The organism is Parasphingorhabdus pacifica, assembly GCF_054779195.1.
This window is the reverse complement of the sequence record NZ_BAAGYS010000014.1, coordinates 19,610-41,569: the sequence shown is the minus strand read 5'-3', so window position 1 is coordinate 41,569 and position 21,960 is coordinate 19,610. Positions and strand designations below refer to the sequence as shown.

The window sequence follows — 21,960 nt, the reverse complement described above, 5'->3', positions numbered from 1 at the left end:
GCTCGATCAGGTGACAGCAGGCGGTAGCGTTCTCGGCGACCATGGCCGACCGGCGTCCCAGCCGGTGGCCGGTACCGGTGCTTGGGAGGGAACACGAGGTGAGCGCGGGGCGGGCAGTCGGACTCCTGCTAGGAGTGGCTGCGGACGCGGCGATCGGCGATCCCCGGCGAGGACATCCGGTAGCGGGTTTCGGCAAGCTCGCGCACGCGGTCGAACAGGTCGTCCACCGAGACCGGCGGGACGCCGGAATCGTCTACACCGGGTTGCTCGTCGGCTCCACGATCACCTGCGGGGTGGTTGCGCAGCGCCTGTCGGCTCGCAGCCCTGCACTCGAAGCGGCTTCCACGGCAGTGGTCACCTGGGCGGTGCTCGGTGGGGCCTCGCTGGCCGACGAGGGCACCGCGATGGCCCGGGTGCTCGACGGCGGCGACCTCGGCCAGGCCAGGGCACGGCTGGGAAACCTGTGCGGGCGTGACTCGGCGAACCTGGACGGGCAGGGAGTCGCGAGGGCAACGGTGGAGTCGATCGCGGAGAACACCTCGGACGCCGTGGTGGCACCGCTGGTGTGGGGCGCGGTCGCCGGAATCCCTGGCCTCGTCGGCTACCGGGCCGCCAACACGCTGGACGCCATGGTGGGACACCGCTCGCCACGTCACCGGAACTTCGGCTGGGCCTCCGCACGTCTCGACGACCTGCTGAACCTGGCGCCCTCCCGGCTGGCCGCCGTGATCACCGTCGCCTGCGCACCCGTGGTCGGCGGTTCGGCAGGCGGCGCGTGGCGGACCTGGCGAAGCGACGCCTCCGCCCACCCGAGCCCGAACGCGGGGCAGATCGAAGCGGCCTTCGCGGGAGCACTGCGGATCCGGCTCGGAGGCCGCACCATCTACGGTCACACCGTCGAACAGCGCCCGGTGCTGGGGGGCGGACGAACCGCCGACGCGGGCGACGTCACCCGCAGCATCGAACTGTCCCGCGTGATCGGCGCGGTCACCGGAGTGTTGTCGGCCGGAGCGGCGCTGCTGCTCGGCGCGCGGCGCCGGGCGACGCGTTGACCCGGACATAGCGGCGGCTCGGTCGGCGAAGCCAAGCGGTTCGGCGTGATCGGCGTTCTAACCGCTGCCGGTGTTTTCCCGTTCGAGCCGTTCTTCTTCGGCGATGGTTTCGGCGACCGACATCTTGCGGGAACGTTTGCGCTGCCGTGGTCGCGATTGCTGGTCGTGGCGTTGCTGCTGCTCGTGCCGTTGCGGTTGCGGCTGGGTGATCTCGGCGTAGATCAGGTACCCGAGAGCCAGCGGTGCCATGATCCCGAACGCGATCCACTGCAGGGCGTACGAGAAGTACGGCCCGGATTCCAGCTGTGGCAGCGGCAGCGGCTCGAGCACGCCCGGCTGGCCGGCCGTCAAGCTGAAGTACCCCGGCGAGAGTTCGATGCCGGTTCCCTCCGAAACGGTCCGGGAATCGACGGAGTAGGTCCAGCGGTGGCCGTCGCGGTGGAACGTCGGCCGGTCCTTCGAGTCCGTCTCGTTCACCCGGACGCGCGCGGTCAGCGTCACTTCGCCCGTGGGCGGGGGAGCGTAGTCCGGAGCGCGCACCCCGTCGACCGGCCGGAGGTAGCCGCGGTTGATCAGTACGGTAGGACCGTTGTCCGTGCGGAACGGGGTCAGCACCTCGATCGCGGGCTCACCGCGAACGGTGCGCAACCACCCGAGGGTTTCGCCCTCGGGCAGATATCGGCCGGTGGCGCTCACCTCGGACCACTCCGTGGCCTCGTCCGGCGCCCGACCCGCGGGCAGCACCTCGCCCAGCGGCTTGGCCGGGGTTTCGAAGGACTGCCGGATGGCGGAATTGCGCGCTTGAGCCTGATCGTCCCGACTGAACTGCCAGGGTGAGAGCATCGTGAAACACAGCGAGGAGAACACGCCGACCAGCACGATCAGCGCGATCCACCCCGGCCGTAGGAGAAACTTCAAGCGCACAGGTCCACCGTAGGCGGCCCCTCGGGAAACACGCCCCCGGGGCGGACGAATGCGGCTTGGATCACGCGACGAGCGCGGCCCGGGCGGCCGTCAACGCCTGCCGGGCGAAACCACCGCCGAACAGGACCGCGTGCACCAGCAGCGGGAACAGCTGGTGGAGCGGGACGCGTTCCTCCCAGCCCGCGGCAGGCGGACTGACCTCCCGGTAGGCGTCGATGATCCGCTCCAGGTGCGGACAGCCGAACAGCCGCAACATCGCCAGGTCCGTTTCGCGGTGCCCGCCGTGCGCGGCCGGGTCGATCAACCACACCTGGTCGCTCCAGTGCACGTTGCCGCTCCACAGGTCTCCGTGCAGCCGCGCGGGTGGTTCGGCCGGTCCGGCCAGCTCCTCGATCCGATCGCAGACCTGCTCGAAGACGGCGACCTCGTCCGGATCGAACGTGCCCGCGTCGGCGGCACGGCGCAGGTAGGGGCGCACGCGGTGTTCGGCGTAGAACGACGGCCAGTCCGCCGAGGGTTCGTTGTGCATCGGCGCCAGCCCGATCCACGCCTCGGCGGGGCCGCCCGTGGGGGGTGAACCGTGCGCGGGAGCTCCGGCCGCGTGCAACCTCGCGAGGTCCCGCCCGAAGGCCTCGGCGGCCTCGGGCGACGGGCCCGCCTGCGGAACGTGCTGGATGACCAGCCAGCCGTCGAGGTGTCCGTGCACCGCCGGAACTGCGACCGTTCCGGTATCGGCGAGCCAGTTCAGCGAAGCCGCCTCGGCTTCCGCCGCGCCCGGCATGGACGCCGGCGACCGCTTCGCGAAGACGCCGTCGCCATCGTCGAGGATTACGGTGTACGCCTCGGCGGTGTCGCCACCGCCGGCGCGGCGCACCTCGCTGGCCGTGCTACCGGTGAGTTCCCGGACAACGTTGCGGACCTCGTCGGCCACCCTCGTCTCCCTTCGTTCAGCTTCGTTCGCGAACCCACTCCACCAGACCGGGAACCGCTGCCTCGATCATTTCCAGGATGTCGTCGAACCCGCGTTCACCACCGAAGTACGGATCCGGGACCTCGGCACCTTCGTCGGAAGCGGGATCGAACGACCGCAGCAGCCGAACCCTGTCCGGGTCCTCCACCGCGTCGCGCACGACCCGGAGATGCCCGGCGTCCATGGCAACCAGGAGGTCGGCATCGGTGTGTTCGGCATCGAGTTGTGCCGCGACGTGCTCGGTGGGGTAGTCGTGCTCGGCGAGCGTCTTCGCGGTGCGCGGATCGGCGGCTTCACCGACGTGCCACGGGCCGGTGCCCGCACTGCTCACCTCGACCCGGTCGTCGAGGCCGGCGCGGCGGAGGTGCTCGCGGAAGACGAGCGCGGCCATGGGGGATCGGCAAATGTTTCCGGTACAGATGAAGGAGACGTGCACGGGATCCGAGGGTAATTCGTCCGCCCGGGTGCTTGTGGCCCGCACGCCGACGGCGACCGCCGGAAGGATGTTCCGCGCCATCCGCGCTGCGGGCCGGTGGTGGTCCGATAGCTACACTGCCCGGAATGACGAGCGGAAATGATCGGGAACTGCTGCGCCATCACGGGGACGTCGAGGCCGGACCCGGTCTGCTCGATTTCGCGGTCAATGTGCGGCTGGACCGCCCGCCCGCGTGGCTGCGCGACCGGCTCTCGAAGGCAGTGGACCGGCTCGGCAGCTACCCCTCCCAGCAGGACGATCTCGCGGCGCGCACCGCGGTCGCCGATCGGCACGGCCGGTCTTCCGACGAGGTCCTGCCGCTCGCGGGGGCCGCGGAGGGGTTCGCCCTCCTCGCGGCGCTGCGGCCCCGACTCGCCGCCGTCGTACACCCTTCGTTCACCGAACCCGAATTCGCTCTGCGCTCGGCCGGTGTCGAAGTGGCCAGGGTCGACCTCGCCGCCGATGACGGCTACCGCCTGCGTCCGGAAGCGGTACCTGCCGAAGCCGACCTCGTGGTGCTGGGCAATCCCACCAATCCGACCTCGGTCCTGCATCCGGCCGCGGACATCCGACGGCTCATCCGCCCGGGACGCGTGGTCGTGGTCGACGAGGCGTTCCTCGACGCGGTGCCCGGCGAACCGGAGGAACTGGCCTCCGACCGGACGGCCGGACTGCTCGTGCTGCGCAGCCTGACGAAGATGTGGGGCCTTCCGGGGTTGCGTGCCGGATACGCGCTGGGCGCACCGGACCTGCTCGAACGTTTGGCACGCACCCGCCCGCACTGGCCGCTGGGAACGCTGGCGCTGGAGGCGGTGATCGCCTGCTGCGAACCCCAGGCGATCACCGAGTCGGAGCAGGCCGCGGAGACGTTCGTCCGGGATCGCGACGCCATGCTGCGCGAACTCCGGACCGTCGGCGGGGTGCACGTGGCGGAGCCCGCGCGCGGCCCGTTCCTGCTGCTGCGAGTGGACAACGGTGCGAAGGTTCGGCATGCGTTGCGGGAGCGGGGCATCGCGGTGCGGCGGGGGGACACCTTCCCGGGGCTCGGACCCGACCACATCCGGATCGCGGTGCGCCCGCCCGAGCAAGGGGCGGTCCTGGCCGAAGCGCTTCGCGACCTGACGGGACGTGGCGCGTAGACCTGGGTTCGACCGTGGCTAGGTGTGTCGAGGCCGCGCCGAACCCGTACTCGGCGGGGATCGACGTGGTCCTTCGGCGGCACTGTGCAATGGTCGCGTCCTGGCCCGACACGTTCGACCCAGGAGCCCCCTGGGCGCCTTCCACGCGGTGCGGATGCCCGAGGTGTCGGCTTCGGGTTGTGGCGTCCGGGTGGAAGACTGGTCGGAGTACCTGCCCAACCGCCGTCCAGGTCGGTTGCGATTCCCCGGCTCAAGCCGCGGGAAGGACGTTGATTCATGAGGAGTAACGCTCGATGACCGTGCGGATCAAGGACGTGGTGGCGGCCTTGGAGGAAGCGTACCCACCGCACCTGGCCGAAAGCTGGGATGCGATCGGTCTCGCGGTGGGCGATCCGGACAGCGCCGTCCAGCGCATCGTGTTCTGCGTGGACCCGGTCGAGGCAACAGTGGACGAAGCGATCGACTCCGGTGCGCAACTGCTGGTTTCGCACCATCCCCTGTTGTTGCGTGGCGTGCACGGTGTTCCGGCCGACGATCCCAAGGGCCGAATCGTGACCAAGCTGATCCGGGCCGGAATCGGGTTGTACTGCGCGCACACCAACGCCGACAGCGCGGTGCGCGGGGTCTCGGACGCCCTCGCCGAAACCATCGGTGTGACCCCGGTGCGCCCGCTCGCCCCGCACACCCCTGCGGGGGACACCGGACTCGGTCGGATCGGCGAACTCGCGGAGGCCGAACCGTTCGGCGCCTTCGTCGAACGGGTCGCGGGCAAGCTGCCCGCGACCGCGTGGGGCGTGCGCGGAGCAGGGGATCCGGACCGCCTGATCAAGACCGTCGCGGTCTGCGGCGGGTCCGGTGATTCGTACCTTGAGGCGGCCACCGCCGCCGGAGTCGACGCCTATGTGACCGGTGACCTCCGTCATCACCCCGCCAGTGACCACGTTGCCGGGGAGAGCGTTCCGGAGACCAAGGTGCCCGCGCTGGTCGACGTCGCGCATTGGGCCAGCGAATGGCCGTGGTGCAGGCAGGCCGCCGGTGTGGCTGCCGCGGCACTACCGGATACTGTCGAAGTTCTTGTCTCCACCAATCGCACCGACCCGTGGACGACCCACGCGACCGGTACGAACACAGACCCCGGGAGGGCGCTCGCGTGAAAGCCGAACCCGTCGTTCAGCGACGGCTGCTCGATCTAGCGGAAGTCGACGCCGAACTCAACCGCGTCAATCACCGCCGTCGTACGCTGCCCGAACTGGAAGAGATCGGCACCGCCGAGCGCGAGTTGCAGGCTCAGCGGGACTCCCTGGTGGCCGCGCAGACCTCCTTCGGTGATCTCGACCGCGACGTGAAGCGACTCGAAACCGAGATCGAGCAGGTCCGCACCCGCGAGGAACGCGACCGCAAACTGATGGATTCGGGCAGCCTGAGTTCGTCCAAGCAGCTGGAGGACCTCCAGCACGAACTGGCGACGCTGGCGCGGCGGCAGGGCAACCTGGAGGACGAGCTGCTCGAGGTCATGGAGCAGCGGGAGGCGCTGGAAGCCGACGCGACCCGGGCGCGGGAGAGCGTGGCCACCGCCGAGCAGCGGTTGGCGGATGTGCAGTCTCGCAGGGACGAGGCACTGGCCGACCTCGAGAGCACCGAGGCCAAGCGCAAGGCGGAGCGCGAGTCGATCGTGTCGCAGCTCCCCGAGAACCTGCTGGCGCTCTACGACCGGATCCGCGAGCAGCGGGGCGCGGGAGCGGGCACGTTCGAGGGCTCGCGGTGCGGTGCGTGCCGGATCGAGTTCGACCGTTCGAAGCTCGGTGAATTGCGCGAGGCCGCTGCCGACGAGGTCGTCCGGTGTGAGGAGTGCGGTGCCATCCTGGTGCGTCGGGAGTCCAAGCAGTGACGTTGCGGGTGGTCATCGAGGCGGACGGCGGATCGCGGGGTAACCCGGGACCGGCAGGGGCAGGTGCGCTGGTCCGCGAACCGGACGGGCAGGTCCTGGTGGAGTGTTCGGTCGGGTTGGGCAGCACGACCAACAACGTGGCCGAATACGAGGGTCTGATCCTCGGGTTGGAGGCCGCCGCCGAGATCGGCGCCACCGACGTCGAGGTGCGGATGGACTCGAAGCTGGTCGTCGAGCAGATGACCGGCCGGTGGCGGGTCAAGCACGCCAACCTGCAGCCGCTGGCGAGCAAGGCCACCCGGTTGCTGGGCGCGTTCACCGGTGTCCGGTTCTCCTGGATTCCGCGGAAGGAGAACGCGCACGCCGACCGATTGGCCAACGAAGCCATGGATGAGCAGTCCGGCGAGAACACCGTCGTCGCGGCCGATGCCGAATCCGGCCCAACCGGCAGCCCCGCAACCGGCAGCCCCGCAACCGCCAGTCCTACCATCGCTCGCCCTGTCGCCGAATCGCCCGCGACGAGTAAGCAGCCGGGTGCGGACCGGTCCCAGCCGTCCGCGTGGACCGGGGCCGTGGGGTCGCCGACCCGGTTGCTGCTGCTGCGGCACGGGCAGACGGCGATGTCTGTCGATCGCCGTTATTCCGGGCGTGGTGACGTCCCGCTGACTGCGCTGGGGGAACAGCAGGCGCTGGCGGCGGGCAAACGCCTGGCCTCGACGGACGGTGTCGTCACCGAGCACGGGGCGGCGCCGGTGATCTCCTCCCCGCTGGGGCGAGCCAGGCAGACCGCGGAGGCGGTCGCCCAGGCCACCGGCGGCGAGGTGGGTTTCCACGACGGCCTCCTCGAAACCGATTTCGGGGCGTGGGAGGGTCTGACCTTCCTGGAAGCGGCCGAGCGGTACCCGGACCTGCATGGCCAATGGCTCGGTGATCCGACTGTCGAGCCCCCGGCGGGCGAGTCGATGGAGGCCGTTTTCGGGCGCGTGCGCTCGGCGTGCGAGGAACTCGTCCGAACCCATCAAGGACGGACGATCGTGCTGGTCAGCCACGTGACGCCGATCAAATCGCTGCTCCGGTTGGGGCTGGACGTGGGGCCTGCGTTGTTCTATCGCCTGCATCTGGACCTGGCCTCGCTGTCCGTCGTCGAGTTCTACCCGGACGGCAACGCGTCCGTCCGGTTGGTCAACGACGTCTCCTACCTGGCCTGAGCTGCCCGCGTGCGGAACGCGTACCGCTTCGGAGCAGCACAGGTGGGTGGGTCCGCGGTGAAGGGGTGCGGTGGCACGCGGGTCGCGGCGGCGGCGGTAAACTCGCACGTAGCGGATGAGTCGGTCGGGCGATCGCGTCGGGAATGATCCCGTCGAGGAAAGTCCGGACTCCACAGAGCAGGGTGGTTGTTAACGGCAACCCGGGGTGACCCGCGGGAAAGTGCCACAGAAAACAGACCGCTTGGTCGCCTGGCGGCCAGGTAAGGGTGAAAAGGTGGTGTAAGAGACCACCAGCGCCCCGGGTGACCGGGGCGGCTTGGTAAACCCCACCCGGAGCAAGGCCAAGAGGGCACCATAACGGTGCCTGCGCAGGCGTTCGAGGGTTGCTCGCCCGAGGCTTGCGGGTAGGCCGCTTGAGCCTGTCGGCAACGGCAGGCCGAGATGGATGGTCGTCGAGTGGCGTGCCGCGAGGCAGCCACGAACAGGATCCGGCTTACAGACCGACTCGTCCGCGTCCCGCTCCCTGACCAGTGCGAAGCCACCTCGCCGCGCTACGGAGGACACGCGGCACGGTGGGAAGCGATACCTCGTCGACCTCCGCACGGTGGTCGCGGGTTCGTCAATCGGGAACCCATCGAAGGATGTCACCGGGCTGACATTCGAGCACACGGCACACAGCGTCGAGGGTCGTGAAGCGTACCGCCTTCGCACGCCCATTCTTGAGCACGGCGACGTTCGCGGGCGTGATCCCGACCGCCTCCGCGAACTCGGCAACCGACATCTTGCGGCGCGCGAGCATCACGTCAATATCGACGACGATCGCCATCACACGACCTCGTCCAGCTCACGCCGGAGCACCGTCGCGCTACGTAGCAAACCGCGCATGACGACCATCAGCAATGCGAACGCGATCCCGCCGACGGCCACCCCCAGGCCGATCCCGCCGAGCCCGGGCGCGTCGTCGATCTGGCCCGCGTGCAAGCAGATCGCGGTGACGAGGAACGCGGCGACGGGCCCGGCGACGGAGATGACGTCGACCCACCGGAAAGCTCGCTCGTCGAAGATCGCACTGCGCCGCACCATGGAGAGCAGCACCCACAGGGCGATGAGCCCGACCTCGACGCAGGCGATCGCCGCAACGCTGAGCGCCGCGTAGGCCACGGCACGGGATGTCACCTCGACTTCCGGGTGCGTGCCGACGACGCCAATGATCATGATCTGGGCGCCGAGGGTGCCGAGCGTGATCAGGATGAGGAGCACCCGGAGGGCGACTATAACGAGTCGGTCCATGTCTCGACTATCGATAGGAAGCAATCGAAAGTCAATATGCCACGTGCAACATTCGCGCGGAGACGTCCGGTCCGTGTTGAGTCGGGAAGGAGAGGAGGTCGCCGCCTGCCAGGCGAGGGCGTAGCGCCACCGACGACCGGGCGGAGCGTCCCGCATGCCGAAGAGCGCGCTCGGTTGTCGCGGAGTCGACGATTCCGCAGCCGAGCGGATCACTCTCACCGGGCCCGATGTGACGCGGGCAACAATTCTCTGGTTGCCGCCACATCAGATGGGTAGAAATCGGGATCGATCGGCACCGGTGAAATCGTGTCGGGTCGGCCGAGGTGGTGTCTCGAATGGTCCGACAGGATTCGAGCGCGTCGCGGTGGCGGCCGATGCCAGGAACAAGCAGACCCGGAATCCGTCGTTTTACCAGCGAAAACCTCTGCTCTGCGGTTCAGGGACACGTGTCTTCGCGCGGGCTTTCGGTATGTCCGGAATCTTTTGGACGGGGTGTGTATAAGAATGGTGAAAACGGATATTAATCGGGGCTCCTTGGAGATGCCGAGTCGTCCGTTTCCCGGATCGCGACGCCTGGCGCAGGATTTCGGGGGGCATTACGCGGCCAACGGGTTGATCGGTCTGATCTTCGCGGCCACCGGGCCGCTCGCAGTCATCCTGGCGGTCGGTGAGCAAGGCGGGTTGTCGCAGGCCGAGATCGCCTCGTGGATCTTCGGGTCGTTCTTCCTCAACGGTGTTCTCACGGTGCTGGCGTGCTGGACCTACCAGCAGCCGCTCTCGTTCTTCTTCACCATCCCGGGGACGGTGCTGGTCGGGCCGGCGTTGACCCACCTGGAGTGGCCGGAGGTGGTCGGGGCTTTCCTGGTCACCGGGGTGCTGATCCTGGCGCTCGGACTGAGCGGGCGGGTTCGCGGAGCCATGGCCGCCATCCCGATGCCGATCGTGATGGCGATGGTCGCCGGGGTCTTCCTGAGCTTCGGACTGGATCTGGTCAACGCCGTGGTCGGCGACATCGCGATCGCGGGACCGATGGTTGCCCTCTTTCTGGTGCTGAGCTGGCGCGGCTCGCTGGGTCGGTGGATGCCGCCGATCCTCGGCGCGCTACTGATCGGTGGACTGGCCGTGGCGCTTTCCGGGCGCTTCGCTCCGGAGCCGGGGGCGGCCCAGTGGATCGCTGCCCCGATCCTGCAAACTCCGGCGCTCTCGTGGCAGGCGACCGTCGAACTGGTCGTGCCACTGACGATCACGGTGCTGGTCGTGCAGAACGGGCAGGGCGCGGCGGTGCTCCGGTCCGCGGGGCACGAGGCGCCGGTGAACGCGGTCACGGTCGCATGCGGTGCCTGGTCGGTGTTGACGTCCTTCGTCGGTTCTGTCTCGACCTGTCTGACCGGACCGACGAACGCGCTGTTGACGGTGTCGGGAGAGCGGTCCCGGCACTACATCGCGGGGATCTGCTGCGGCCTGCTCGCGATGCTGTTCGGCCTGTTCGCTCCGCTGTTCACCGACCTCATGCTGGCGACGCCGGGAGCCTTCATCGCCGCACTCGGCGGGCTGGCGATGCTGCGCGTGCTGCAGTCGTCGTTCACGACGGCGTTCGGCGGCCGGTACACCCTCGGCGCGGTGGTCACCTTCGTCGTCACCGTCGCCGACGTGCAGATCATGAACATCGGCGCGGCGTTCTGGGGTCTCGTGGTCGGGCTCGGCGTCTCGTGGTTGCTCGAACGTCGTGACTTCGAGGCGGGAAACAGCACTCCCTGAACCCGGGGTGAACGAAGTGGACCGTGGAAAGAATGGCCCTCGTCCGGTCTGCGAGCGTCCCCAGGGTCCGTGGGCGGATCATGGTGGTTTCGGAGGTGATGCCGAATCGGTGAAATCGGGCCTCTACTCGTTTGAGCCGTTCGATGCCGTCGATCTGGCGTTGTCTGCCGAATCTGCCCCGATCTGCCCGGTCTGTCTGCTCTTCGTGTTCGTCCCTGATCCGAGATGGTGGGGGCATGTTCACAATTCTCGCGGAAAAGATGACGGCAACCTGCGGGGCCGGTGTGTCCTCGCGGCCGGGGGGCTTACGTGATCGCGCGTAGACGAGTGCGAGCACGGCGAGCCGGGCGCGCGTGCTCCGGGGCGGATCGGCGTGCATGAGCGGGAGAGGTATCTGCCGATGGCCTGGCTGTTCGCGCGGGTGTCGGGTGTCGAGTCCTACACGTTCCGCTGGGGGCGGGGATCGGGCGTGATGACCGTCCACATCGGAGACAGGAGGGCCAGGCACACCGACGAGCACCTGATCGACACCGTGCGACTTCCGGAAGACTGGCGCAACGACGACGACGTGCGGGCGCAGGCTCGCAAGTGGTTGCGGTTGCACGCTCGGCAAGCCGCATCCCGGTAGTGGTCCTTCGAGGATGTGGCGGGGATTTCGGAACCGGCGTCGGTGCTTCGCTCCGGGCGGGACGGCTCCGGGGCGGCTCCGGTGGGGAGTGTTGGCACTGACCCGATTTTCAATTACCGGACCGGGCTTGATCTGCTGCTTCGGTACCGTCACCTGTCCAAAGTGGTCATTGCTGGTGCTGGTGGTCGCCTTGCCTCGTGTAGCACACTCGCCACATGGACGAGGAAGAAGCGCCGAGGTTCGAGGACGGTCCGAACACGGTGTGCTTCACGTGCGGTGGTTTCCGCAAGTTGAGCGAGCCGAGGGCGTACGCGATTCAAGCCACTGCCGAGTTGACGACCGCCATGAGCATGGGCGAATGGCGGACATGTCACGAATGTCGGGGTTCGGGCAGGTTGGCGGGACTGACGCCACCGATCTGAGGTGGCGCGGATCCTCGCTGGTTGTCACGACCGGGCGGCCCTGGGGGAAACGTGCCGTGACCGAACCGCTACTGTTGTGCACGCGTCGGGATCATGGTCTCCCGCTCGGTCCGGCTGGCGTCACGGACGTCTGCGCCGGTCCGCGCATCGGGGGCGCGGCGTGTGGAATTCCACTGTTCGCCAATTCGTACACGGTGCGTCACGAAGGGGTTCGCAAGCGAGTGAACGATCACGTCGGTTCGGACCGGAAACCTCCTTGTGAACACTCTTGTCGTGCGATTGAGCCGAATGCGGGCAACGCCGATGGCCTACTCGCGGTGTGAGGAAACCCGCCGGGAGTTCGCCACACCGCACTCGTAACCACTACTGCTGGTGACCATGTCATGTTCTACTCGTACCTGCGCGCCGGAACGACCTGGCGAGCTGACGTACCCATCCGACGACACTCCGCGTACTCAGGGGCAATGAGATGACCGCGATGCCGCTGGAAACACTGGCGCAATTCGACGTACTGGCGCAGCAGACGGAACTCGGCACCACGGGAATCCGCGGCTGGATCCTCAACAACCTACTGCCATTGTTGCTGCTCACGGTGGCACTGCTGTTGTTGTGGCTGGGCGGCGGCAAGGGTGACAACGCCGGCGTGATGCGCAGAGTCATCGGTGTTTTCGTCGCGCTGGCCGTCATCGGCTTCGCGGTGACGGGCGCCGGGGTCGACGTGGGGACGTTCATCGCCAGCCTGTTCAGCACCACCAGCGGGTGACGAGCGGCGGCTGATCGACCATGCGCATACGAACCGATGACGAGGTGTACCGGGTCGACGCGGTCTGGCTCGGTCCGCCGAAGGCGACTTTTCCCTGGCGAGCCCGTTACGTGGCTTGGGGCGTCGGACTTGTCGTCTTCCTGCTCGTGCTCGCGTTGGAGCGCCGGATGAACATCGGCTTCAGCTTCTTCTCCACTGCGTGGGCGGTAGTGATCACGGTGGCGGTCACCCGGATCATCTGCTCGCGCATCACACACGAGCGACCGCTCGGGGCCGTGATGGTGATGTGGCTGCGGGAACTGACCGCTCCGAGAGAGCGCACCACCGGCCAGGGCGGAGCCGCCAGTGCGGCCCGAGTCCGGGTCAGCGCGGATCGACCCAGACCGAAGTCCTCCGCCATGTCGAAGAAGTCCGACCGTGCCAGGAAGAACGGCAAGCGGGGGCGGTCGCGACGCCAGGAACGTTCTCGGCGGCAACCCCGTCAACAACAAGGTCGTCAACAACAGGTTCGCCAGCAGCAGGGTCGTCAGCAGCAGGCAGGCCGTAACAGGCAGCCTGCTGCGCGGAACAATCCTTCCCCAAGGCGCGCGCGTAGCAAGGAGGTTCGCGGTGTTCGGTCGCCGGCGAGGCCGTGAGCGCAACTCGCAGCAGGTTCCGGGCCAACCCCATCGCGCCCCGAAGAACGCAAAGCAGAAGCGGTTGTCCGGGGAGCAGTCCCTCCCGTCGTACACACCGTCGATCGCCGCGCGTTCCATCGACGGTCACCTGCTGCGCACCGGCCAGGACGTGTTCGCGTGGTACCGGCTGTCCCCGCAGCGGTGGTCCTTCCGGTCCGATTCGCAGCGGCAGGACCTCATCGCCGCGATCGCCGGACAGTACGCCGAACTGCAGGGCAGGTGGATGCACCTGCGCGTCACCAACCGGCCTTACCCCATTCGGATGTGGGCCGAGGCGCACGTACACAACGCGCGAAACCCGCTGCCGGACGTTTCCGGTGCGCTGAGCTTCGACGATTACATGGTCGGTGAGCAGCAGCAGTTGATGGGCCGGTCCATGGCCGAAAAAGAGGTCTACCTCGGTGTGCAGGTGCAGACCCGCAACGTGATGGACCGTGCGGTGGAACGTGCCGCGCCGCTGCTGCACCGGGTTTTCCCCGAAGCTGTCGATGCGGAACTCGTCGCGCTGGACAGCGAAATCGAGCACCTGGACCAGATCATCGGCTCGGCGGGTCTCGAGGGACGTCCGGTCACCGCCGAGGAGATCTCCTGGCTGATGCACCGGTCGTGCTCGCTGGGACTCCCGGCACCGCGCAACCTGCCCGCAGTGCCGGGAGCCGGATGGGAGCCCGAAGACCTGGCCTCGTTCACCGACGCGGCCGACATGCACCAGGACCCGTACGCCCCGACCACGACGGTCCGGGGGCGGACCGGGTCGAACGCGGGCATCACGCGGCACGTGGCGGTGATGACCGTCGGCCAGACCCACGGTCTGCAGATCCCGGAGATCGACGATCCGTGGATCCAGCACTCCGACCGGTTACCCGCGACGGTGGAGTGGTCGGCGCGGATCTACGTGCGCCGTCCCGAGGACGTCGGTGGTGAGCTGCAGCGCCAGATGAACAAGGTGCGGTCGCAGGTGCGCCACTACACCGACGAACACGGTCTCGAACCGCCGACTTCCCTGTCCAGGCAAGCCGGGCGGGTACTGGAGATCGACGACGAGATGACCTCCGGGTTCACCGCGCTGGCCACTCGCGTGCGCTCGTGGTGGCGGCTCGCGGTGTCCGGCCCCACCGAGAAGGACGCCCTGCGGCTGGCGCAGCAGATCCTCGACCTCTACAAGCCGAAGATCGCCATCGAACACCCCGAGGCGCAGTACTCGATGGCGCGCGAGTTCATCCCCGGCGAACAGCTGGCCTCGGGGGCCTACCTGCGCCGGGGATCGGTGGTCTGGGCGGCTTCCGCAGTACCGCAGGCGACTGCCGAAGTGGGCGACCGACGGGGAATCCTCCTCGGCGAGACCTGCACGGCCACCAGGCGACCGGTCGCTTGGGACCCCTGGATGGCCCAGGAAGTGCGGGACGCCTCCGGACTGACGGCGATGGTGGCCGGCCTCGGCGGGGGGAAAGCGCTCGCCCTGGACACCTCGTTGCCCACGCCGACCGGCTGGACCAATATGGGCGAGGTCAAGGTCGGTGATCAGCTGCTGGGAATGGACGGCAAGCCGACTCGGGTGACCGCGGCGACCGACGTCATGTTCGATCGTCCGTGCTACGACGTGGTGTTCTCCGACGGTTCCGTGATCCGCGCCGACGCGCAGCACCAGTGGCTGACCCGGACCAGGAAGGACCGGAAGGCGCAGAACCGCCTCGACCAACGACTTCGTCGCGCGGCTGCCACGGTGCCGGGCTCCGAGACGCCGCCCGGCAGCTGCGCCTGTGGTTGCGGCCAGGCGACGACAAGGTGGACCTACCGACGCACTTCGGATGCCCGGAGCGACGGCACGTACTACTACTCGCGCTTCGTTCGCGGACACCAGCGTCGCGGTGAAGTGTCGGAGGTGGCCAATCAGATCCCCACGGTTCATACCACCGTCGAGATCGCGGCGACGCTCAGGTCCGGGCAGCAGAACAACCACGCGGTTCCCGTCGCGTCCTCGTTCGACCTGCCGCAAGTCGAGCTGCCGATCGAGCCGTACTTGCTCGGGGCGTGGCTCGGGCACGGAACCTCCTGCCGAGCGGCCATCACGGTCCTCGACCGCGAGGTCATCGACGAGATCGAAGCGACAGGTCAGGAGTGCAGGTATCGCCCGTCGCAGCAGGACTACAGCCTGCCGGGCACGGTGCAGCAGAACCTGAGGAGCATGGGCCTGCTCGGGAACAAGCACATCCCGGACGCCTACCTGCGGGCCTCGGAAGAGCAGCGCCGTGCCTTGCTCGCAGGTCTGCTCGACACCGACGGGTATTGCAAGCCGTCGGGCGGGGTGGAGTTCAGCGCGACGAACGAGCGGCTTGCCCGGGACTTCCGTGAACTGGTGCTGGGACTCGGTTACCAGGCCCGAATGCGCACCAAGCAGGTGAAGGGGCGGTACACGCACGCCTCGACCGCCTACACCGTCTCGTTCACCACCCCGGACAAGGTGTTCCGACTCCTGCGGAAGCTGGTCCGCCTCAATCCGGCCATTCGGGACACCAACCAGTACCGCTACATCACTGACGTCGTGCCGGTGGAATCCGTTCCGGTACGTTGCGTGCAGGTGGACAACGCCGACCACATGTACCTGGCCGGGGAAGCGTGTATCCCGACGCACAACTCCTTCCTCGGTGGTGGCATCGTCTACAAGACGTTGCGAGCCGGGGCGCACTGGACGCTGCTCGACCCGTCCGGACCGCTCGCGGCTCTGTGTGAACTCCCCGAACTGCGCCCCTACGCGCGTCCGATCAACCTGCTCAACGCCCAGCCCGGCATCCTCAACCCGTACCGCGTGGTGGCCGAGCCGCAGCTGGAGCATTTCGTCGACGAGGACGACCCGGAACGTGGCTGGCGCCGGGAACGCGCCCTGGCCGCGGCCACCCGACGACGTCTGGTCCTCGACGTGCTCACCGGGTTGTTGCCCTACGAGGTGGCTCGGATGCCGCAGACACGGATCGTCCTGCTGCGTGCGGTGCGCGCAGTGGGTGGTATGCCCGACGCGCATCCCGGCATGGTCTTCGAGGCGTTGCGGCGAGACGCCAGCGAACACCACGAGCACGCGGTGGTGGTCGCCGACTTCCTCGACGAGATGCGGGAGCGCATGTCGCTGCTGATCCCCGAGGCGGACGCCGACCCGTACTCCGAAACGCGCGACGACCGGCTGACCGTGCTCACCATGGCAGGCTTGACCCTGCCGAAGGACGCGGTCGGACGGGAGCATTGGACCGACGCCGAAGCGCTCGGTGTCGAGATGCTGAACCTGGCGGCCTGGCTCACCCAGCGGACCATCTACGAACGGCCGAAGAACGAACGCAAGGGCGTCTGGATCGACGAGGCGTTCTTCCTCTCCGAGGTGCCGACCGGCCGGGTGTTGATGAACCGGTTCGCTCGTGACTCGCGCAAGTGGAACGTTCGGGTGCTGCTGTCCAGCCAGCTGCCCGCGGACTTCCTGCGGATCCAGGGCTTCGTGTCGTTGTTGGACTCGGTGTTCGTGGGTCGGCTCGACGACGACAGCGCGCAGGCCGATGCGTTGCGGCTGCTGAAGGTTCCGGTCGGTGCGGGCTACGAACAGGTCGTTTCCGCGCTCGGACGCAGGCCGGGTGCTTCTCGCGGCAACACCGAACGGGACCAGGCACCTCGACAGTTCATCTTCGGTGACGGCGCTGGCGGAGTGGAACGGATCCGCATCGACTTCAGCGGACCGCACCTCGAACACATGCGGGATTCCCTCGACACCACACCGGCGGGAACCGGCGACGAAGTGCACCGTCGCAGCCTGCAAGCCGGTGGTGATGCGGCGAACTCCGATACCGCCGCCCCACCCCGTCCGCCCGAGGACGATCATCCGGAGGACCTCGACACCTTCGACGAGTTCGAACTCGAATCCGTCGGAATCGGGCAGGTCGACGAACGAGGCAATGGAACCGACCGTCCGGCCGGGCAACCGGGCGCACGAGGTGGGGAAGACGACCGGTGACTCTGCTGGCCGTACTGATCGTGGGCGGTAGCGCGCTCGTGGCCGCGCGGCGGCGAGCACGGCACCGTACGAGCGGATTGTCCGGGCGCACGGGCAGGAACGGTGCGCTCACCGTGGTCGCGGCCCTGGTCGGGCTCCAGGCGCTGATGGGCGCACCGGCGTTGGGGCAGTCGCTCGAGTGCAAGGAACCGCCGAACCCGGAACGACCCGGTTCGGGCATGGTGGGAGCTCTCGACCCGGCACCGATGGGTTCCGGCCACCCGGGAAGCGCTTACGACGAGGTCGGGTACGCCGGGCTGGTCTGGCACACCTACGACCTCGGCTGTGGGCCGCAAGGCGTGACCAACCCGAACGCGCTCGTCGATACCTGGCTCGGCAACGAGATGTTCAACATCGCCAAGAACATCGTCGGCGCCACGAACGGCCTGCACTACGCGCTGCTCAACGGCGATCTCATGGACCCGTTGGACGACATCATCGTGACCGGGACCGTGGCGTTGTACGACAGCGTGTTCACCCCGTGGTTCGGGGTGGTCGCCCTGGTTCTCGCGGTGATGTTGTTCCGCTACATCTGGCAGGGCGATCTGGCCACCATCGGCAAGCGCGCCATGTGGGCGCTGGCCGGCCTGTGGTTCGCCTCGGCCACCTACTTGACGCCGCTGGTTTACACCCACGCCCTCGACGGTGTGGTCATCACCGGAACTTCCGCGGTCCAGGCTGGATTTCTGCGCGAAGTGGGCATCGACGAGGCGAACGCGTTGCCGACGCTGTTGCACGAGCAGGTCATCTACCGCAACTGGTTGCGCGGCGAATTCGGCACTCCCGACTCGCCGCAGGCCGGAGAACTCGGCAGGGAACTGCTCCGCGCGCAGACGTGGACGAAGGAGGAAGTGGCCGCGGGCGACGATGCGGGCTCGGCGCAGGAGAAGCAGGAGGACTTCGAAGAGGTCGCGGACAAAATGGGCAGTGCCTACGGGTACTTCCAGGGCATCGACGGCAGCCGGGTGGGCGCGGGAATCCTCGCGCTGTTGCAGAGTCTGGCCTACGCCTCGTTCCAGTTGATGGCCAAGGCGGCGATTCTGCTCGCCCAGGTCCTGCTGCGCATCCTGATCCTCGCGGGCCCGCTGATCGGTCTGGTGGCGTTGTTGCAGCACCAGGTGCTGCGCACCGTCGGGCGTGTGGGCGGTGCCGCGATGCTCAACGTGGTCGTCATCGCTGCCATGGCCGGGATGCACACGCTGGTGCTGACCTGGATCTTCGGTGCCGGACGTGGGTTTTCCGTGCTCACCCAGATCCTGCTCGCGGGGCTGGTGACGGTGGTGTTCGTCATGCTCGGCAAGCCGATGCGCCGGATGGGGCAGATGGTCCAACTCTCGGTGGGCAGCAGTGGGGGAGTGCCGCGTGCCACCAGTGGGATCTTCGACCGGTTCCGCGGCCGTGGCGGTGCCACCGAAACCCCGAGCGGAGAGTTCTGGGAACAGGTGCGTTCCTCGGACACCGATGACCAGCACACCGACTCGCAGCGGGGCAAGAACCGAGGACGGCCCGAAGCCGAGTACGCGTCGGTGGCCGCGTCCGCCCGCCGAACGGACCGGGAGCAACCCGCCGAAGCCTCTGCGGGCGCCCTGCCCACCGGCGGGTTCGGTGGTGCCGCGGCCCTTCCGGCCGGGGGCGGTGCGGATTCGCGTCGGCCGGGGGCGACCCAGCGTGCTACGGCACCCGAAACCCGCACCAGTCGAGTCGTGGATACCGCCCCGGTGGCGGATGCCAAATGGGACGCGCCGGACGAAGATCCGGTGTTGGTGCCGTCCCGAACGGTGGACGCCGCCACGACCGCACGGAACGAGGCGCCGACCCCGCGTCGCGGGGGATCGGAGGTGGTGGCAGGCAGGCCGGTCGACGTGGTCTTCCGGCCGTCCCGCGGGTTGGAGGTGGCCGATGGCGGGTGAGTATCCACCGGCGGGCCGCGCATCGACCGGAGCAGGACTCCGGGAGCGCGGAGTGCCGGTGGTGTCGAGCGGGTCGTCGTCGAGGAACTGCAGCCGGGCGAGTTGAGAGGGGACACCGATGCCGATTCGGACGCATCGGGGCCGCGCGGCGGTCTACCGCAGGTTGTGGGGCTGGCCCCTGCGGTCGCCGAAGCATCTGGTCGGAGCGCTGGTCGTGGTCGCGGGGCTGGCTACCGCGGTCGGATTCGTGCTGCCCGAACCACCCCCGGCGCGCGTGTACCGGGACAACCCTTCGGGGACCGAACACGCCAGTGTTCCCGATCCGGGGTCCACTCCGGACCAAATGGGTGCGGACGCGGCACCTCCCACCTTCTCGGTACCGACCACCCCGCCCGCTTCCGCCCCCGCGAGCCCGGAAGGGCTGATCACCGCGGAGAAGTGGGGGAAGAAGTGGGTGCACCATCCGCCCGGGACGTCCCAGCAGCAGTGGCTGGACGAATTGCGGCCGCACACCACCGAGGAATTCCTGCCGGTGATGGAGTCGGTCGATCCGGCCAACGTGCCCGCGACCGAGGTGACCGGGCAGGCCTCGGCACTGGAATCGACCGCGAACTCTATCGACGTTCGATTGCCCACCAACTCGGGCGATCTGGAGATCTTGGTGATCAGCACCCCGCAGGGCTGGCGGGTGGCCGGATACGACTGGGCGGGATGACATGCGCAAAGTTCTGGTGATGGTCGTTGTGCTCGCGGGTTTCACCGGGCTGGTGGGTATCGGCGCGATGACCGCGCTGCTCAGCGGCACGGGCAACAAGCCCGGCTGGTCGGACTGCAGCTCCAGGCTCGGACCGTGGGGGGCCGGGGAGGGCGAGGGGAAGCGGGACGCGTCCACGCTGAACGAGGAATCGCTGCGCATCACCCAGCGGATCATCGAGATCGGCAAGGAGCGGGGCATGCCCCCTCGCGCGTGGCAGATCGCGATCCAGGCGGGAAAGACCGAGTCGAACCTGGCGAACCTTTCCCACGGCCACGCGGATTCGCTCGGAATCTTCCAGATGCGGCCTTCGATGGGGTGGGGCAGCGTCAGTCAGGTGACCGACGTGGACTACCAGATCAACAAGTTCTTCGACGTGCTGGAGGAGGTTCCCGGCTGGGAGGACATGCGGCCGGGCACTGCCGCGCAGCGGGTCGAGCGCTCGGCGTTCCCGCAGCGCTACCACAAGTGGGAGCCGATGGCCGCCCACCTGGTCAGCGTGCGGGGCGAGGTCCAGGGCTTCAGCGGCTGCGAGGACATGTCCGGGACCGGCGCGTCGGCGAGCAACGCGATCTCCTACGCCGACGACCAGATCGGCTCACCGTACGTGTGGGGTGCGACCGGGCCGGACACCTTCGATTGCTCCGGGCTGACCCAGCAGGCGTGGAAGGCCGCGGGGGTGAACATCCCGCGCACTTCGAAGGTGCAATACCAGTTCGGTGGCGAGCGGCTTCCACTCGCCGAGGCGCGGCCCGGTGACCTGGTGTTCTGGGGCAGTGGTCGGGACCCCAAGGCCATCCACCACGTTGCGCTCTACCTGGGCGACAACGAGATCCTGCACGCTCCGCAGAAGGGAGAAACAGTGGAGCGTTCGAAGATGTGGGACGGCGGCGAGCTGATGCCGATGGTGGTCCGACCGGCCGGTTCGGAACAGGACCGGGCCGAGGCCACCTCGGAGGCCCCCGGTCCGGATTCGCCCGCCTCGGACGGGTCCGCGTCCGGCTCGGATCCGCAGCCCGCTGGTTCGGAGCCGCAACCGTCGTCCGGCGCGGCCGGGTAACTTCCGGCGGTGCGGCGACGATGTGATCGATCGGATGATCGATCGCTTGAACGCGGGACGCAGGCGAGGTGACACTGATGCCGTGCGATGCCCGATCGTCAGGACGAACACCCCGATGCGCTTGTTGTCGCGAAACTGAACACGGCGGGTCGAAGTCGGTGGGGGGCGGCGATCGGTTCGACCGCGGTTCTCCGGGTCGAGAAGAAGTCCCCTGCCATGTTCGCCGCCACAGCGTTCCACCGGGAGGATGAGGATGTTCACCCCTGACCCCATTCCGCGGCCGACCGGGCCGCCCACGTCGAGCACCCCGCTGGGGGACTACCTCGACCAGGCGAAACACGGGGTGAACGACGGGTACGCCGTCCTGCCCCGCTCGCTGGTCGAAGCGATGCCGTTGCCGTGGCAGCAGCACATGCGGCACCTGCTCGCGGAGTTCCACCAGGCCTTCGGACACGTGCAGTGGCCCGTTTACCGGGTGGTTCCCTCCCGGTACGAGCGTCTGGTGGATCTCGACGACGACCAACTGGCCGAGGTCGGATGCACCGTCGAAGTCGGGGACACCGGCGATCTCGAGTACCGCATGCGAGACGGCCGCAAAATTGAGAATCCGGAGGCCCAGGAGGTCCTGGTGTCGTGCCTCGACCCGATCCCCGGCAGGCAGGCAGGCTGGAACCAGCCGTCACCGGCCGCGCCACCGCCCCCCGCCTGGTGAACGCGCTGCCCGGTGAGCGCTGACGTTCTGCCTGGTGAACTCGCCTACCGGGCAAGATACGACCTCCAGGTACGTGACACGTGCGTTCAGGCGTGCGAGGCTCGAGGTATGGCCCGCGACGGTTGGTACTTCTGCCTGCAACACCGGCAGGTCGAGCCACGCGCAGGATGCCGCGCGGCCGACCGGCTGGGTCCCTATTCGGACAAGGAGACCGCGGCACAAGCGTTGGAGATCGCGCACGAACGCACCGAGTCTGCCGACGAAGCCGACCGGCGCTGGAACGAGGAGGACTGAGCTCCT

At 68.3% G+C, this 21,960-nt stretch carries 21 protein-coding genes and 1 other RNA gene; 17 read left to right on the top strand and 5 right to left on the bottom strand.

Going from position 1 to position 21,960, the window contains the following annotated elements; all coding sequences use genetic code 11:
* Positions 1 to 98: 98 nt before the first annotated feature.
* Positions 99 to 1,052, top strand: coding sequence for a cobalamin biosynthesis protein (locus ACYVAN_RS20325; protein WP_460961989.1), 954 nt, complete (start codon positions 99 to 101; stop codon positions 1,050 to 1,052).
* Positions 1,053 to 1,109: 57 nt separating this feature from the next.
* Here ACYVAN_RS20325 and ACYVAN_RS20320 read toward each other — a convergent pair whose 3' ends face one another.
* The 3 genes from ACYVAN_RS20320 to ACYVAN_RS20310 all read right to left on the bottom strand — a co-directional run bounded on the left by ACYVAN_RS20320 (position 1,110) and on the right by ACYVAN_RS20310 (position 3,463).
* Positions 1,110 to 1,976, bottom strand: a complete 867-nt coding sequence (locus tag ACYVAN_RS20320) for an SURF1 family cytochrome oxidase biogenesis protein (protein WP_460961987.1) — start codon at positions 1,974 to 1,976, stop codon at positions 1,110 to 1,112.
* Positions 1,977 to 2,037: 61 nt separating this feature from the next.
* The gene (locus ACYVAN_RS20315; RefSeq protein ID WP_460961985.1) at positions 2,038 to 2,907 is read right to left on the bottom strand and encodes a fructosamine kinase family protein; all 870 of its coding nucleotides are present in this window, start codon (positions 2,905 to 2,907) and stop codon (positions 2,038 to 2,040) included.
* 16 nt (positions 2,908 to 2,923) lie between these two features.
* Positions 2,924 to 3,463, bottom strand: a complete 540-nt coding sequence (locus ACYVAN_RS20310; RefSeq protein WP_460961983.1) for a low molecular weight protein-tyrosine-phosphatase — start codon at positions 3,461 to 3,463, stop codon at positions 2,924 to 2,926.
* A gap of 44 nt (positions 3,464 to 3,507) precedes the next feature.
* On the opposite strand from ACYVAN_RS20310, the gene cobC reads away from it, so the two are divergent.
* The 5 genes from cobC (at position 3,508) to rnpB (ending at position 8,168) form a co-directional block, all read left to right on the top strand.
* Complete coding sequence (cobC, locus tag ACYVAN_RS20305; protein WP_460961981.1) at positions 3,508 to 4,560, top strand: Rv2231c family pyridoxal phosphate-dependent protein CobC; 1,053 nt, start codon at positions 3,508 to 3,510, stop codon at positions 4,558 to 4,560.
* 293 nt (positions 4,561 to 4,853) lie between these two features.
* Positions 4,854 to 5,714 carry a Nif3-like dinuclear metal center hexameric protein gene (locus ACYVAN_RS20300; RefSeq protein ID WP_460961979.1) on the top strand — a complete coding sequence of 287 codons (861 nt, stop codon included), beginning with the start codon at positions 4,854 to 4,856 and terminating at the stop codon, positions 5,712 to 5,714.
* Positions 5,711 to 6,448: a zinc ribbon domain-containing protein gene (locus ACYVAN_RS20295; RefSeq protein WP_460961977.1), complete on the top strand. Its 738-nt coding sequence runs from the start codon at positions 5,711 to 5,713 to the stop codon at positions 6,446 to 6,448. Before ACYVAN_RS20300 ends, ACYVAN_RS20295 begins: the two co-directional genes overlap by 4 nt.
* Positions 6,445 to 7,656 carry a bifunctional RNase H/acid phosphatase gene (locus tag ACYVAN_RS20290; protein WP_460961975.1) on the top strand — a complete coding sequence of 404 codons (1,212 nt, stop codon included), beginning with the start codon at positions 6,445 to 6,447 and terminating at the stop codon, positions 7,654 to 7,656. Before ACYVAN_RS20295 ends, ACYVAN_RS20290 begins: the two co-directional genes overlap by 4 nt.
* A gap of 116 nt (positions 7,657 to 7,772) precedes the next feature.
* Positions 7,773 to 8,168, top strand: an RNA gene (gene rnpB / locus ACYVAN_RS20285) — RNase P RNA component class A.
* A gap of 107 nt (positions 8,169 to 8,275) precedes the next feature.
* Here the strand turns inward: rnpB and ACYVAN_RS20280 are convergent.
* A complete protein-coding gene (locus ACYVAN_RS20280; protein ID WP_460961973.1) occupies positions 8,276 to 8,482 on the bottom strand; it encodes a helix-turn-helix domain-containing protein in 207 nt (68 codons plus the stop codon).
* Positions 8,482 to 8,946, bottom strand: coding sequence for a DUF2975 domain-containing protein (locus ACYVAN_RS20275; protein ID WP_460961971.1), 465 nt, complete (start codon positions 8,944 to 8,946; stop codon positions 8,482 to 8,484). The genes ACYVAN_RS20280 and ACYVAN_RS20275 overlap by 1 nt, the downstream gene beginning before the upstream one ends.
* 540 nt (positions 8,947 to 9,486) lie before the next feature.
* Between ACYVAN_RS20275 and ACYVAN_RS20270 the strand changes: the two genes are divergently transcribed.
* The 11 genes from ACYVAN_RS20270 (at position 9,487) to ACYVAN_RS20220 (ending at position 21,954) form a co-directional block, all read left to right on the top strand.
* Positions 9,487 to 10,704 carry a benzoate/H(+) symporter BenE family transporter gene (locus ACYVAN_RS20270; protein WP_460961969.1) on the top strand — a complete coding sequence of 406 codons (1,218 nt, stop codon included), beginning with the start codon at positions 9,487 to 9,489 and terminating at the stop codon, positions 10,702 to 10,704.
* Positions 10,705 to 11,104: 400 nt separating this feature from the next.
* Complete coding sequence (locus ACYVAN_RS20265) at positions 11,105 to 11,332, top strand: hypothetical protein (RefSeq protein ID WP_460961967.1); 228 nt, start codon at positions 11,105 to 11,107, stop codon at positions 11,330 to 11,332.
* Positions 11,333 to 11,547: 215 nt separating this feature from the next.
* Positions 11,548 to 11,754 (top strand): hypothetical protein, encoded by a 207-nt coding sequence (locus ACYVAN_RS20260; RefSeq protein WP_460961965.1) that lies wholly within the window; start codon positions 11,548 to 11,550, stop codon positions 11,752 to 11,754.
* 478 nt (positions 11,755 to 12,232) lie between these two features.
* Positions 12,233 to 12,517, top strand: a complete 285-nt coding sequence (locus ACYVAN_RS20255) for a hypothetical protein (protein WP_460961963.1) — start codon at positions 12,233 to 12,235, stop codon at positions 12,515 to 12,517.
* A gap of 20 nt (positions 12,518 to 12,537) precedes the next feature.
* Positions 12,538 to 13,152 carry a hypothetical protein gene (locus ACYVAN_RS20250; RefSeq protein WP_460961962.1) on the top strand — a complete coding sequence of 205 codons (615 nt, stop codon included), beginning with the start codon at positions 12,538 to 12,540 and terminating at the stop codon, positions 13,150 to 13,152.
* Complete coding sequence (locus tag ACYVAN_RS20245; RefSeq protein ID WP_460961960.1) at positions 13,127 to 17,185, top strand: ATP-binding protein; 4,059 nt, start codon at positions 13,127 to 13,129, stop codon at positions 17,183 to 17,185. Before ACYVAN_RS20250 ends, ACYVAN_RS20245 begins: the two co-directional genes overlap by 26 nt.
* The gene (locus ACYVAN_RS20240; RefSeq protein WP_460961958.1) at positions 17,182 to 19,134 is read left to right on the top strand and encodes a hypothetical protein; all 1,953 of its coding nucleotides are present in this window, start codon (positions 17,182 to 17,184) and stop codon (positions 19,132 to 19,134) included. Before ACYVAN_RS20245 ends, ACYVAN_RS20240 begins: the two co-directional genes overlap by 4 nt.
* A gap of 118 nt (positions 19,135 to 19,252) precedes the next feature.
* A complete protein-coding gene (locus ACYVAN_RS20235) occupies positions 19,253 to 19,849 on the top strand; it encodes a hypothetical protein (RefSeq protein WP_460961956.1) in 597 nt (198 codons plus the stop codon).
* A gap of 1 nt (position 19,850) precedes the next feature.
* Positions 19,851 to 20,948 (top strand): C40 family peptidase, encoded by a 1,098-nt coding sequence (locus ACYVAN_RS20230; protein WP_460961954.1) that lies wholly within the window; start codon positions 19,851 to 19,853, stop codon positions 20,946 to 20,948.
* 253 nt (positions 20,949 to 21,201) lie between these two features.
* Positions 21,202 to 21,660 (top strand): hypothetical protein, encoded by a 459-nt coding sequence (locus ACYVAN_RS20225; RefSeq protein WP_460961952.1) that lies wholly within the window; start codon positions 21,202 to 21,204, stop codon positions 21,658 to 21,660.
* Positions 21,661 to 21,672: 12 nt separating this feature from the next.
* Positions 21,673 to 21,954: a hypothetical protein gene (locus tag ACYVAN_RS20220; RefSeq protein WP_460961950.1), complete on the top strand. Its 282-nt coding sequence runs from the start codon at positions 21,673 to 21,675 to the stop codon at positions 21,952 to 21,954.
* Positions 21,955 to 21,960: the final 6 nt, after the last annotated feature.

What these genes read in the sequence shown, in the direction of transcription:
- ACYVAN_RS20310 (WP_460961983.1), bottom strand. Translation starts at nt 3,463, where the DNA reads ATGGCGCGGAACATCCTTCCGGCGGTCGCCGTCGGCGTGCGGGCCACA.
- cobC (WP_460961981.1), top strand. Translation starts at nt 3,508, where the DNA reads ATGACGAGCGGAAATGATCGGGAACTGCTGCGCCATCACGGGGACGTC.
- ACYVAN_RS20300 (WP_460961979.1), top strand. Translation starts at nt 4,854, where the DNA reads ATGACCGTGCGGATCAAGGACGTGGTGGCGGCCTTGGAGGAAGCGTAC.
- ACYVAN_RS20280 (WP_460961973.1), bottom strand. Translation starts at nt 8,482, where the DNA reads ATGGCGATCGTCGTCGATATTGACGTGATGCTCGCGCGCCGCAAGATG.
- ACYVAN_RS20275 (WP_460961971.1), bottom strand. Translation starts at nt 8,946, where the DNA reads ATGGACCGACTCGTTATAGTCGCCCTCCGGGTGCTCCTCATCCTGATC.
- ACYVAN_RS20270 (WP_460961969.1), top strand. Translation starts at nt 9,487, where the DNA reads ATGCCGAGTCGTCCGTTTCCCGGATCGCGACGCCTGGCGCAGGATTTC.
- ACYVAN_RS20265 (WP_460961967.1), top strand. Translation starts at nt 11,105, where the DNA reads ATGGCCTGGCTGTTCGCGCGGGTGTCGGGTGTCGAGTCCTACACGTTC.
- ACYVAN_RS20260 (WP_460961965.1), top strand. Translation starts at nt 11,548, where the DNA reads ATGGACGAGGAAGAAGCGCCGAGGTTCGAGGACGGTCCGAACACGGTG.
- ACYVAN_RS20255 (WP_460961963.1), top strand. Translation starts at nt 12,233, where the DNA reads ATGCCGCTGGAAACACTGGCGCAATTCGACGTACTGGCGCAGCAGACG.
- ACYVAN_RS20250 (WP_460961962.1), top strand. Translation starts at nt 12,538, where the DNA reads ATGCGCATACGAACCGATGACGAGGTGTACCGGGTCGACGCGGTCTGG.
- ACYVAN_RS20235 (WP_460961956.1), top strand. Translation starts at nt 19,253, where the DNA reads ATGCCGATTCGGACGCATCGGGGCCGCGCGGCGGTCTACCGCAGGTTG.
- ACYVAN_RS20230 (WP_460961954.1), top strand. Translation starts at nt 19,851, where the DNA reads ATGCGCAAAGTTCTGGTGATGGTCGTTGTGCTCGCGGGTTTCACCGGG.
- ACYVAN_RS20225 (WP_460961952.1), top strand. Translation starts at nt 21,202, where the DNA reads ATGTTCACCCCTGACCCCATTCCGCGGCCGACCGGGCCGCCCACGTCG.